This is a genomic window from Ochrobactrum sp. P6BSIII, from assembly GCF_014138065.1.
Taxonomy (GTDB): Bacteria; Pseudomonadota; Alphaproteobacteria; order Rhizobiales; family Rhizobiaceae; genus Brucella.
Genome location: NZ_JACGXB010000033.1, coordinates 1 through 11664, shown reverse-complemented (window position 1 = coordinate 11664; position 11664 = coordinate 1). Strand labels below are relative to the sequence as shown.

Here is an 11664-nt window from a genome sequence, read left to right as displayed (position 1 = left end):
TTCGCTCAGATCGCCTCGGCTCATGACTGCCTCCAAAAAGCAGTCTTGAATCAAGCTTCGATCAATTCGTCAACCAATTCGTCCACGCCGCCTAAAAGGCCGTGAATGAAGACTATGGGCGGTCCATCAGGATCGCCCGTTTCTTGAACCGCAATAGATACCCCGTCCGGGGCTTTGACCATGTAGTTCTTCTCGGCTGCTAGTGCTGTCGAAGGGAGGTATATAGCCAACAAGGCAACCACCCAAACCCGATGCAGAATTTTCAAAATTCGTTCGCTAATCACCTCGGCATACCTTTTTTGCGGGATCGATATCATAACAACATCACTCCCAATTGGCTCAAGCGGCCTTTGCCGCACTACATCTTAATGTAGTGTTCACTACAAATAATGACACAGCCCGATCTGTCAACTTGTTTTTAGCGTTCACTACAAATACACGTTAAAAGCCATGCGGAACCATCTCGTCGATTGCCGCGCACACAACTATTTCTGGAAAGCCAAGGGCACGACGATTTGAACTGGCCGTCACCGAGGCAAGGGCGATAAGGTGGAATTGACAGTCATTGCCGAGCAGAGCAAGGAGAGAGATGGCCCTGCTTTGCAGTAAAAAAAGGACTATGAACGGGATTATACCGAAAAATGGATGATAGCGACGTTTCCTTGGATCGCATGCGGACTTTTGTCGGTGTTGCGCAACGTGGCAGCTTTTCAGCAACGGCACGAGAGCTTGGTATTGGACAGTCGACAGTCACCCGTCATATCAACGAACTTGAAACAGCACTGGGTGTCCCCCTGCTCGGTCGAACCACCCGGCGCGTCTCACTGACTGAGGAGGGCAGTCGGTATTATTCGAACTGTCTGCAGATATTGCGTCTTGTGGACCAGGCTGCTGAAGAGGCAAGAGCTTCTCGGCTCATACCTGTCGGCACCGTGCGTGTCTCCTGTACCGCAGCGCTCGGCGTCCTGCATGTCACGCGCATGATCTTCGCTTTCCAGGACAAACATCCAGATATCCGGATAGACCTCAATCTCACCGATGAACGCATTGATCTCGCCCGCGAAGGTGTGGATATCGCATTGCGTCTTGGGCCTGTCATCGATGAGGCTATGAAGCTCGTAGCTATAGGAGCAAGCAGCCGAAAAATCGTGGCCTCACCTGATTACATTGCTGGCCACGGGCGGCCCGAACGTCCGGCAGAGTTAACGCATCATAATGGCGTCGTAATGTCCAACGTCGCTGGAAGCGATCAACTTTCTCTCTATGGGCCGGACGGAACGCGTCTGATCGTACCGATGGCCGGAACACTGCGCGTCGACCATGGGCTGGCCGCGCGAGCTGCTCTCGCTGCCGGCCGCGGTATTGCCCCCGCGCACCTCTGGCTTGTTCAGGATCTACTCGATACCGGTAAGCTCGAAACCGTGCTCGATAACTACGATCTTGACGCCGCCCCCGTTAGTCTACTTGTTGTTCCCGAACGGGCAGGTATTGCGCGTGTCCGGCTGCTGGTGAAATTTCTCGTTGATGAACTCAAGAAATTACCGGGGATCACGCCGTACTGATTGGAGAACGACCCAGCCTAAATGCCAAAGGATTGCCGGTCCCCACGCCATCCTGTCGTTTGCAAGAATTGTTCCCAGTTCAAAGTCTCGGGGTTAAGGCGACGGCTCCATTCGAGATCATGCTCATTACTGAAATAGCCATATTCCACAGCATATTCCACCATGCCGAGAAGTTCTCGTACGAGCAGTTCATTGTCGGCGAAAGCTGGAAAATTCTCCAACAGACCAGCCCTGGTAAAAGCGTTTCGATATAAGGCCTTGATGCCTGTCACCCGGTGAAAGGATTCAACCATCTCATGAGGAGAAATCATGTCGCCGACAACTGGCAGTGTCCTGCCAGCGTAGACCTGCGGATTTGAGAAAATCTCCAGAGCAACGGGTCCTGTAGCTGTAGACGGATCAACAAAAGGGGCGCGAAAATGTTCGGGAAGGTAAATCGGCAACAGCAGCTTATCGCCATCATAACGAGGGACGTAATATTCCAGCAGGTTCGTGTAAAAGAAAGCAAGCATGACAAAGGAATGCGAAACAGGAAGCCCGCGAATGTAATCCGCTACCAGTGCCTTGTCGGTAAAATGTGGCGCGTATTTCTTCCCAGCAGAAATACCGTCGACATTCTCCAGTGTACTGAATACGATATGCTCCACGCCGGCCGCGACTGCTGCATCAGCCAGCTCTCGGCCAAGTGGCACCTCGCTCGTATCCGGTGGTGCTATCGGAGGCGTCATCAGGTAAGCGCCGGAAGCTCCTTCAAAGGCTTGCACAAGCTGGTTCATGCGACCAAGTTCGAGGGGAACGTTCACAATCTCCGCGCCCTGTTCCCTGAGCTTGCGAGCGACTGGAGAATCGCCATTGCGGGTCAGAGCGCGAACGCGAAAGCGTTTACTTTTGAGAAGTGTGGTTGCTACGCTCCGGCCCTGTTTGCTGGTGGCTCCAACGATTGCGATTAATGGCTGCTTTAGCTGCGTCATAGATATCTCCGATCTCGATCCTCACTGAGGTCATAAAAAAGAGACCGGACGGTTCCACGATCTAATCCAGTCATTTACAGACGGAATATCCGATATGATGCGGTAACAGAATGCGTTGTTACCGGATTACACTGTGCCGCTAAATGGATAGATACCGGTCTTTCTAAAGACCTTTCAATGTTAGAGGTAAGCGACCGCTTCAGAGAGTTTGTGAATGACGCGCGAATGGCTGAGTTGGAGGGCGGGCGACCATGAAGGGCTTTGATTGCCAGTCAATAGATATTGGCACTTGTTATTCAGCCCGACGATGGACCCAGCCGTTGCAATCTTGCCTTCGTCTAAATCTCAACCCAATGCACCGAGAGCTTTTGAAATCGCCCCGGCGGTTTCAGATACTGCTTTTACGAACAGCGCTTCCCGTTCCTCATCCGGCCCTTCAAATTCAAGCGAAGTTATACTCACACTCGCGACGGCTTCACCCGAACCGTTAAATATGGGTGCTGCCACAGATAGATCGCCCCGGAAATGCAGCGATCTGGTCACACAATAATTATCATCGCGTGCTTTCTGTAATAACCGTCTGAACTCGCCAGGTTCAACAATGCTATGCTCGGTATGCTGCTGCATTTCCGTTGCATCGATGATCCGCTCCTGTTCCTCGCCGGGTAGATGCGCGACCATAGTCAGACCGGAGGCCGTATAGAGCGCAGGCAGTTTTGCGCCTGCCCGAACATTGACGGACACGATCTTCTCACTCGCCAGACGCGAAACCAAGAGCACATCCGCCCCCACGAGTTGGGCCAGATTAATTGTTTCCCCTGTTGCGTCGTGCAGTTTCTTCAAATGATCCTGCGAAAGAGCAATAAGTGGATCTGTATCCAGATATGTGAAACCAAATTCCAGCAAGCGAGGCGAAAGCCTATAGTTTCGGCTCGTCTCCTTCGTCAAATAGCCCAGACCATGAAGCGTAAAGACAAAACGCTGAACTGCACTGCGGTCCAACCCAGCATAGGCAGCTATTTCTGCAAGTGTCAGGGACTGCTTATCGCGATTGAACGCGCCTAAGACAAGGAAAGCCTTCTCCACGGATTTCACATACAGGTGGCTGTCTTGGATGCTCATATCTCAGCACATTCCTCATTAAAGGCAATTGATCCGCCATTCATAAAGAATCGCAGCCAATAGGTTCGGGCAGGCAACAATCCAACAAATGCATGCGAGTTGTCAAAACTGGCTTGACAATTACAATGTAATTCCGCAGATTACAATGCAATTATCAACCAAAAATGCCGCAGGGAACTCGGCGACGAAAATGGGAACCACATGACTGCTAAGAAAAGTCTTTTCAGTGCTGTATTGATATCTGCTGTTGCTGGCACGATTGGATTGGCGCATGCCGCCGAAGGGGAGCCCCCGGCGCTTATCGCTGACACCCCGGCTGCCAAAGGCCCCATCGCTGATGTGGTATGGGCGCTCGGCAAGGAACCCGCTTCTCTGGACCCGGCACAATCGAACGAATTCGTCATCAATCAGGTTCTGTCGAACCTCTGTGAAACGCTTTTTGTCATCAACCCTGACTTCAAGGTCGAGAACTGGTTGTCGACCGGCGTTACGCAACCGGATGACAAGACCTACCTCTATAAGATCCGCAAGGATGCGAAATTCTGGGATGGATCGCCGGTTACGACGGCTGACGTTGCCTTTAGCCTTCAGCGCAATCTCGACCCGAATGTCAAATCCCGTTGGGCGCGCTACTATATCAATGTCGACAAGGTTGAAGCGATTGACGACGAAACCGTCAAAGTGACGCTCAAGCAGCCCGACATTATGTTCAATTCCGCAATGGCAACAGCTGCCAGCGCCGTCATCAAGAAAAGCCATGCGGAAGCCAACGGCAACGTGGTTGGCACGCCGCAGGTTGCGCCGATGTGCAGCGGCCCTTTCAAGCTGACCGCATGGAACACCGGATCGTCTATTATCCTTGAGAAGAACAAGGATTACTGGAACCAGACCCATGCCGCTCTGGCGGACAAATTCGAGTTCAATTTCGTTGTTGATACATCGGCTCAGGTCAACGGCCTGATCACTGGTCAGCTGCAGGGCATGTATGGTCCAACCGGGACTGCTATTGGCGCTCTGAAGAAAGCGACTGCGGGTAAACTCTATTTCGGCAAGAGCTTCTCGAACTATCAGCTCATTCCGAACATGCGTCCTGACGCGACATCCGTTGCGGCAAACGAAAAAATCCGGCAAGCCCTGTCGCTGGCCATCAACCGCACGGCCATTGCCGCGAAGGTTTTCAATGGAGCGGCCATTCCGACCATTTCGCCAGCCCCGAGTGCGGCGTTCTCCAATATGGCCTCGGCAAAGCCAAACCTTGAAGTGCCCGCAATTGATCTTGAAAAGGCAAATGCTCTCGTTGCCGAAGCGGGACCAATCGAGAAGCCTTTGCTTCTGGCCTATGGCGCTCGCTCCGACTATGAAATGCTCGCTTCGCTGATCATGGATGCCGGTCGTAAGATCGGCGTGCCGATTGAGCTGAAAGCAGTGCCTTACGATCAGTATGTTGCGGCGTTTTTCGATGGCAAGCTGCGGCAGAACGATTTCATGATGATGACCAAGAACATCAACATGACCGACCCGCTCGATTTCTTCTCTGTATTCACCCCTTCCTTTGCGGCTCTCAATTTCGGACATTACGACAATCCGGAAGTCGTGGACCGCATCGTCAAGGCCCGCAGTGAAACCGATGAAGCCAAGCGCTCAGCGATGATCAGCGAAGCCCAGGACATCATCGTCCGTGAGAAGGCATGGATTCCGCTCGTGGAATTCACCAATGCGCTTTACATGGACGGCTCGATCACCGGCGCACCGGCTTCCTACGTATTCCCCTATTACCCTTGGGCAGCCAAGGTAGGCGCGGCGAAATAAGCGCCTCCGCAGGACACTCCAATGCTAAGAGCAGCTTCCATTCGATTACTATCAGCAGCGGCAACGCTGCTGATAGCCTCCTTCATCATCTTCACCGCCTTGCATTACTCGCCGGGCTCGTCGGTAGCCTTCATTCTCGGTGGCAGCCAGAACACGGCGACACTGGAGCAAATCGCGTTCATAGAACAACAATATGGTTTGAATGATCCGCTTTTGACGCGCTATGGCACGTGGCTTATCCACGCGCTTTCGGGAGATTGGGGCCAGTCCTACTCAATGCGTGAGAATGTCTGGGCGGTTATTGCCAGCCGGTTGCCCACAACCTTTGGACTGATCGCTCTGGCATCGCTCTTCAGCATCAGCCTTGGCATACTGATAGGCATCCTCTCGTCCATCGGTGGGCGGTTCGTCAGCATGGTGATGTCGATCATCACCACCATTGGTTTTGCCACTCCGGGCTTTGTTGCTTCCATCATTCTGGTGACGTTTTTCGCTGTTCGTTTGAACTGGTTTCCAGCTCTCGGTTCCGGCGAAGGATTTGCCGACGGATTGTGGCACCTCGTTCTACCGTCGATCGCGCTCGGCTTGACCACCTGTTGCATTGTCGCGCGTATCACGCGAGTTTCCGTCAGCGACGAAATGAGGCGTGAGCATGTGCAAACCGCAATCATACGTGGTGTGCCATCCCACCTCGTACTGATCCGGCATGTGCTACGGAATGCATTGATCCCGATTGTGACGATTGCCGGTATCAGCATGGCCACTATGGTTGCAGGAACAGTGGTCATTGAGTTCGCCTTTGGTTTGCATGGGGTCGGCACGCTGCTCATCGCCGCAGTCCAGCAAAAGGACGTTCCCATCGTTCAGGCTGTTTCCACACTTCTGGTTGGTACTTACCTGCTCGTAAATTTCGTTGTCGATCTTCTTTACATTGCCATAGATCCGAGGGTTCGCCTTGAAAGCCGCTGAAGCCATAACCAACCACGTCGACAAACAGCAGCCCAATCTCGCTTTCAAAATCCTGTCGCAACTCGGCATCCTGGGCGTCATCGCGGTCGTCGTGCTGGCACTTGTCTGTCTGATTGCAATCTTTGCACCATGGCTTGCACCACACGACCCGCTGGAAATCGATATTATCAACACCTACGGCGTTCCGAGTGAAGTCAACCTTCTCGGCACGGACGCACTCGGTCGGGACATTCTTTCGCGTTTGATCTGGGGAAGCCGCACGGCATTGCTCGGACCGCTCGCCATTGTCTTTCTATCGGGCACCGTTGCGATGATCATGTCGATGATCGCGGCCTGGAACCGTGGCTTCGTCGACATACTGATCAGCCGGGTCATTGATATTCAGTTCGCGTTCCCGGCTATTCTTTTGACCTTGCTCATCACAGCCACGTTTTCCAGCGGTTTCTGGCCTGCTGTTGTGGCGTTGAGTCTTGCATCTGTGCCTCATAAGGCAAGGCTCTTGCGCAGCACCCTGCTGCGGGAACGGTCCCAGCCGTATATTGAAGCGCTGGAATCGCAGGGCATGTCGGGCCTTAGAATCTGCATCATGCATCTGTTACCGGCAATCTGGCCCTTCTTCGCAACGCAGCTCATTCTCTCATTTGGATACGCAACCGTCGAACTCGCCGCCATTTCGTTCATCGGCCTTGGCATTCAGGCACCTGCTGCCGATTGGGGTCTGATGGTCGCACAAGGACAGGCAGGGATCATCCAGGGCGAAATCCGGGAAGCTGCAACGGCTGGCCTCGCTATCGTCGTGGTCGTAACCGCCGTCACCATTATTGGCGACAGGTTGTCACAAATCCAGCGTGAGGCTCGGTAATGCTGCTCGAAATTAACAATCTCAGCGTCGAGATCGCAACGCGGAACAGAATTCGTCCGGTTGTGGCCAACGTGTCGCTGACAATACGCGAAGGGGAATCCCTCGCGCTCGTCGGTGAATCCGGTTCGGGTAAGTCGATGACCACGAAGGCCATCACCCGTACCCTCCCCCATGGCGCCATAGTCAAAGGCGAAATCAAATTCGCCGGCCGGTCTGTGACCGCTATGAACTCGCGGGAATTGCGCGCGTACCGGCAGCACCATGTAGGCGTCATTTATCAGGACCCGCGGGCACATATCAATCCGGTCCGGCGCATCGAAGACTTTCTCCTGGAAGGGCTTCAGCTCTATGATCGCAGGCCATACAATGTGTTGAGAACAGTGGTTGCCGACCTTCTTCGGGAGGTGGGGATTGCAGATCCGGAACGTTGTCTGAGAAGCTATCCCCATCAGCTTTCAGGTGGGATGCTTCAACGCGTTGCGATCACCGCCGCGCTGGCAACCGAACCCAAGCTGCTTCTTGCGGACGAGCCAACCACAGCTCTCGACGTCACAACGCAGGCAGAAGTTTCAGCCCTGCTTATGGAGTTGCAGAAGCGGCGCGGCCTTGCCATCCTATTCATCACCCATGACCTCGATCTGGCAGCCTCCATCTGCGACCGCACGGCAGTCATGTATTCCGGCGAGATCGTTGAAATTGGCACAAGCCGCGATCTCTATACGGCGCCACGTCATCCCTACTCGGTCAAGCTTCTGGAATGCCGCCCAAGTCTGGAAGAGCGCGTCGAGCTTTTGCCGGTTTTGCCGGGAAGTCCAACACCTGCATATGAGGCACCTTCGGGTTGTGCATTCTCACCGCGTTGCGATCGCATGATGCAATCTTGCGTCGATGTGAAACCACGTCTTCAGCCAGCTGGTTCCAGCCGCGTTTCCTGCCACCTTTATGACACCAAATATGGAGCGACCGATGCTGTCTGTCAGCGCCTCTAGTCCCGCGCTTTCCGCCCGCTCGCTTCGGAAAGTCTTTCACGTCAAGGCAGGGCTTGGTCGACGTCCGCGCGAAATCATCGCCGTGGACAATGTTTCCTTCGATATTCCACCGCAGCAAAATTTCGGCATCATTGGTGAGTCAGGGTCCGGAAAATCCACGATTGCCCGCATGATGCTTGGGCTCGAAGTACCGACCGAGGGGGAAATTTCCTTTTTTGGAACGCCCTACATGCATCATCGGCGAACTGCTGAAAGACTGGCGCATGCACGGCAAATCCAGATGGTGTTTCAGGACCCTTACAGCTCGCTGGATCCGAGACAAAGCATTGGTGGTGGTCTGAGGGAGTTGCTGCGTCTGCACGGCGCCGATGACCATGCTGCCCGACATGAAAGCCACCGTCTTCTCGAACAAGTGGGATTGAGTGGACGGCTTGCAGACGTTCGCCCATTGCAGCTTTCGGGCGGACAGCGGCAGCGCGTCGCCATTGCGCGTGCACTCGCGGTCAAGCCGCGTTTCATTTTGCTCGATGAAGCCGTCGCCTCGCTGGACGTATCGATCCAGGCGCAAATTCTGAACATGCTCGCGGAAATCCAGAAGGAAATGGGAGTTCAGTACATTCTGATTTCCCACAATCTCGCTGTCGTCCGACAACTGACCGATCTTTGCATCGTGATGCATCGCGGCAAAGTGGTTGAAGAAGGACGGACCGAGCACGTTCTTTTGAACCCCCAGCACGAATACACCATCCGGCTGAAGGAAAGCATCCCGACGCCTTCGTTTGAAATTTAAAGACCAGATCAGAAGGAAATTGAAAATGGCGGCTGTGAACAACGTGTTGATCGTTGGCGGCGGCGTGGGCGGCTTGTGCCTGGCCATCGTCCTGAAAACGCAAGGGATAGGCGTCGAGGTCGTCGATCTCGATCCACATCCATCCGGCTCGGGCATTGGTATCGGACCTACGGGTCTGCGATTACTCGACCGCTATGGCATCGCTTCGCAAATCGTGGCGCGGGGCACTTCCAGCAATTCGATCTTCTATGGTGACGCCAGCGGCAAGCCAATTGCCGATCTGGCTTATGTCGCCAAGTCCGGCAATGGACTGCCTTCAAATGTGACACTCTCCCGCGCCGCGTTGGCCGATGTTTTGATGAAGAACGCGACCAATGCTGGCATCTCCATTCTTGAAGGCGTGACCGTCGATGCTATCGAGCAAGGTGAGACCGCTGCAAAAGTTGGCTTGTCAGATGGCACAACACGTACCGTGGACCTGATCGTCGGTGCCGATGGCGCTTATTCAAAGGTTCGCGAACTGACATTTGGCAAGGAGCTGAAGCCGGAATTTGGCGGGCAGGGTGTATGGCGTTGGATTGTACCCAACAATATCGGCTTGACCGAAGGCATGACCCTGAAGGGTACAACGACCAAATTCGGCATATTTCCCCTGCCCGGCAATGAAATCTACGCCTATCTGATGCTGAACCTCAAAGAGAATATCTGGGTGACGCCCGAAAGCACGCGCAACCTGATGACCGAGCTTCTTGAGGAATACACAGAACCGTTCGCACAAGCCATTCGACCGACGCTGATCGAAAGCACCGCTTATATCTATCGGCCACTCGAGACGTTGTTTGTCACCGAGCCATGGTATCGCGGGCGTTGCGTACTGATTGGCGATGCGGCACATACAATGACGCCGCATCTGGCAAGTGGCGGCGTCATGGCTGTCGAAGACGCCATCGTTCTGGCTGAAGAGCTCGCGGCAGAAGGCGATCTCAGCGAAGCGCTGGCTCGCTTCATGAAACGCCGCTATGATCGGGCAAAGTTCATCTTTGACACATCGGTTCAGCTTTCAAAACTTGAACAGCTCGGCAACGATAGTTATCCCGATTACGAATCGATTCGTGGTAATGCACTCAAGGTGCTGGCCGAGCCTGTTTAAGCGCGATTACGGCGAACGCCACATTGTCAAAGATCGCGTTCGCTGTTTCACCAGGCCTGATCGTGAATTGGTTGATTGCCAGTCAGGATTATGTTCTGCAGAACTTGAATGGTGGCAATGGGGCCGAAAGCTGAATGCCCGGTTCTGATGAATAAACCGGGAAAGCGGTCATAAATGTGTGCCGGGAGCAGAACTAAGAAACTAATCGGTCCAGTCTTCTACTCGTAAGCCAGGAACACGATCAAACTCCCTGCGATTATTCGTAACGATAATCAGGCCACGTGAGCGAGCGTGGCCAGCAATCAACTGATCGTATGGGCCAATAGGGGTTCCACTGCGGGCCAATTCAGCACGTAATTGGCCCGTGTGGTTTGCTGCCGCTTCATCATACGATAACACCTCGAGGCGAGCTGCGAACCCCTCCACGACTGCAAGGTTCTTTTCAGGATGGGCAGACTTTTCCGCACCGTATATCAATTCCATCAAACTAACCGAGCTGATACACAATTGATCGTGGAAGCGGTTGAACGCCTCACGCACTTGCTGCGGTCGGTTCTTGATCGTGAAAATGCATATATTGGTATCCAGCATGTACCTCAGCATTAAAACGCCTCGCGTTCCTGTGAAGCAGGCTGATCACGCTCATTCATGAAGTCAGATGTCGCCTCTAAGCCATCAAACCAACTATCCCAGACCTCACCAGCCGGTGCTATAATTCGAGTGCGCCCCACAGCAACGATATCAACACGCTTCACATCAGCAGGTAAAGCTACTGCCTTTGGCAAGCGGATAGCTTGGCTTCGATTGCTCTGGAATACTGCTCCCTGTTCCATCTGCGTCACTCCTAATTATATCCTCGGTGATAAGACATAAATAGTTCATCAATCGGGATATGTCAATGGGATATACACAATGGAGCTTGACCAGACGAACAATCGATTGGGCTATAAGAAACTTAAGGTTACCGGCCATGACAAGCAGTGTTGCGTTAGGCACATAAAGCAAACTCCGTGTTCAGATTGCCAGTCAGAAAGGCGGGTTGCAAAGTTTGTCTAAATGGCACCAGACATCCAGGGGGCCGGAAGCGAACGGTCGCAATAACAGGCGGTTTCCCTCCGGCTATTGCATCCGCTCAGACTGCTATCAGGCCAGCGTATAGGCCGTCTTGACCGTCGTGTAGAACTCGGCGGCGTAGCGGCCCTGCTCACGCGGGCCGTAGCTCGAACCCTTGCGCCCGCCGAACGGCACGTGGAAATCGACACCGGCGGTCGGCAGATTGACCATCACCATGCCCGCTTCCGAATTGCGCTTGAAATGCGTGGCGTATTTCAGGCTCGTCGTGCAGATGCCCGACGACAGACCGAAGTTCGTATCGTTGGCAGTGGCGAGCGCTTCTTCGTAATCCTTGACGCGGATGACCGAAGCGACCGGGCCGAAGAT

13 protein-coding genes are annotated in these 11664 nt (G+C 53.7%); 7 read left to right on the top strand and 6 right to left on the bottom strand.

Going from position 1 to position 11664, the window contains the following annotated elements; all coding sequences use genetic code 11:
• Positions 1-50: 50 nt before the first annotated feature.
• A complete protein-coding gene (locus FHW00_RS24095; RefSeq protein ID WP_078341309.1) occupies positions 51-317 on the bottom strand; it encodes a hypothetical protein in 267 nt (88 codons plus the stop codon).
• A 324-nt stretch (positions 318-641) separates the two neighbouring features.
• On the opposite strand from FHW00_RS24095, the gene FHW00_RS24090 reads away from it, so the two are divergent.
• On the top strand, positions 642-1562 hold the full coding sequence (locus FHW00_RS24090) for a LysR family transcriptional regulator (protein ID WP_078341308.1): 921 nt from the start codon (positions 642-644) through the stop codon (positions 1560-1562).
• Positions 1563-1579: 17 nt separating this feature from the next.
• Here the strand turns inward: FHW00_RS24090 and FHW00_RS24085 are convergent, their stop codons facing one another.
• Together FHW00_RS24085 and FHW00_RS24080 are read right to left on the bottom strand one after the other, a co-directional pair.
• Positions 1580-2533, bottom strand: a complete 954-nt coding sequence (locus FHW00_RS24085; protein ID WP_078341307.1) for an NmrA/HSCARG family protein — start codon at positions 2531-2533, stop codon at positions 1580-1582.
• 345 nt (positions 2534-2878) lie between these two features.
• On the bottom strand, positions 2879-3655 hold the full coding sequence (locus tag FHW00_RS24080) for an IclR family transcriptional regulator (protein WP_078341306.1): 777 nt from the start codon (positions 3653-3655) through the stop codon (positions 2879-2881).
• Positions 3656-3856: 201 nt separating this feature from the next.
• Here FHW00_RS24080 and FHW00_RS24075 point away from each other — a divergent pair, with 201 nt between their 5' ends.
• Genes FHW00_RS24075 through FHW00_RS24050 form a run of 6 tightly spaced genes read left to right on the top strand, consistent with a single transcriptional unit; the run spans position 3857 to position 10224 of the window.
• Positions 3857-5464 carry an ABC transporter substrate-binding protein gene (locus tag FHW00_RS24075; RefSeq protein WP_078341305.1) on the top strand — a complete coding sequence of 536 codons (1608 nt, stop codon included), beginning with the start codon at positions 3857-3859 and terminating at the stop codon, positions 5462-5464.
• A gap of 21 nt (positions 5465-5485) precedes the next feature.
• Positions 5486-6433 (top strand): ABC transporter permease, encoded by a 948-nt coding sequence (locus FHW00_RS24070; protein ID WP_182514707.1) that lies wholly within the window; start codon positions 5486-5488, stop codon positions 6431-6433.
• Entirely contained in the window at positions 6420-7295 is an 876-nt protein-coding gene (locus FHW00_RS24065) for an ABC transporter permease (protein ID WP_139364467.1), read from the top strand. Before FHW00_RS24070 ends, FHW00_RS24065 begins: the two co-directional genes overlap by 14 nt.
• Positions 7295-8284 carry an ABC transporter ATP-binding protein gene (locus FHW00_RS24060; RefSeq protein WP_078341303.1) on the top strand — a complete coding sequence of 330 codons (990 nt, stop codon included), beginning with the start codon at positions 7295-7297 and terminating at the stop codon, positions 8282-8284. The genes FHW00_RS24065 and FHW00_RS24060 overlap by 1 nt, the downstream gene beginning before the upstream one ends.
• Complete coding sequence (locus FHW00_RS24055; protein WP_078341302.1) at positions 8262-9074, top strand: ABC transporter ATP-binding protein; 813 nt, start codon at positions 8262-8264, stop codon at positions 9072-9074. Before FHW00_RS24060 ends, FHW00_RS24055 begins: the two co-directional genes overlap by 23 nt.
• A gap of 25 nt (positions 9075-9099) precedes the next feature.
• Complete coding sequence (locus tag FHW00_RS24050) at positions 9100-10224, top strand: FAD-dependent monooxygenase (protein WP_078341301.1); 1125 nt, start codon at positions 9100-9102, stop codon at positions 10222-10224.
• A gap of 201 nt (positions 10225-10425) precedes the next feature.
• Here the strand turns inward: FHW00_RS24050 and vapC are convergent, their stop codons facing one another.
• The 3 genes from vapC to FHW00_RS24035 all read right to left on the bottom strand — a co-directional run.
• The gene (vapC, locus tag FHW00_RS24045; RefSeq protein WP_078341300.1) at positions 10426-10827 is read right to left on the bottom strand and encodes a type II toxin-antitoxin system tRNA(fMet)-specific endonuclease VapC; all 402 of its coding nucleotides are present in this window, start codon (positions 10825-10827) and stop codon (positions 10426-10428) included.
• Positions 10827-11057 carry a type II toxin-antitoxin system VapB family antitoxin gene (gene vapB / locus FHW00_RS24040; RefSeq protein ID WP_078341299.1) on the bottom strand — a complete coding sequence of 77 codons (231 nt, stop codon included), beginning with the start codon at positions 11055-11057 and terminating at the stop codon, positions 10827-10829. The genes vapC and vapB overlap by 1 nt, the downstream gene beginning before the upstream one ends.
• Before the next feature lie 310 nt (positions 11058-11367).
• The coding region (locus FHW00_RS24035) for an aldehyde dehydrogenase family protein (protein ID WP_182514654.1) at positions 11368-11664 on the bottom strand (297 nt) is incomplete at its 5' end.

Coding starts and splice junctions, on each gene's coding strand:
- FHW00_RS24070 (WP_182514707.1), top strand. CDS start 5,486: ATGCTAAGAGCAGCTTCCATTCGATTACTATCAGCAGCGGCAACGCTG.
- FHW00_RS24050 (WP_078341301.1), top strand. CDS start 9,100: ATGGCGGCTGTGAACAACGTGTTGATCGTTGGCGGCGGCGTGGGCGGC.
- FHW00_RS24080 (WP_078341306.1), bottom strand. CDS start 3,655: ATGAGCATCCAAGACAGCCACCTGTATGTGAAATCCGTGGAGAAGGCT.
- FHW00_RS24055 (WP_078341302.1), top strand. CDS start 8,262: ATGCTGTCTGTCAGCGCCTCTAGTCCCGCGCTTTCCGCCCGCTCGCTT.
- FHW00_RS24085 (WP_078341307.1), bottom strand. CDS start 2,533: ATGACGCAGCTAAAGCAGCCATTAATCGCAATCGTTGGAGCCACCAGC.
- vapB (WP_078341299.1), bottom strand. CDS start 11,057: ATGGAACAGGGAGCAGTATTCCAGAGCAATCGAAGCCAAGCTATCCGC.
- FHW00_RS24060 (WP_078341303.1), top strand. CDS start 7,295: ATGCTGCTCGAAATTAACAATCTCAGCGTCGAGATCGCAACGCGGAAC.
- FHW00_RS24095 (WP_078341309.1), bottom strand. CDS start 317: ATGATATCGATCCCGCAAAAAAGGTATGCCGAGGTGATTAGCGAACGA.
- FHW00_RS24075 (WP_078341305.1), top strand. CDS start 3,857: ATGACTGCTAAGAAAAGTCTTTTCAGTGCTGTATTGATATCTGCTGTT.
- vapC (WP_078341300.1), bottom strand. CDS start 10,827: ATGCTGAGGTACATGCTGGATACCAATATATGCATTTTCACGATCAAG.
- FHW00_RS24090 (WP_078341308.1), top strand. CDS start 642: ATGGATGATAGCGACGTTTCCTTGGATCGCATGCGGACTTTTGTCGGT.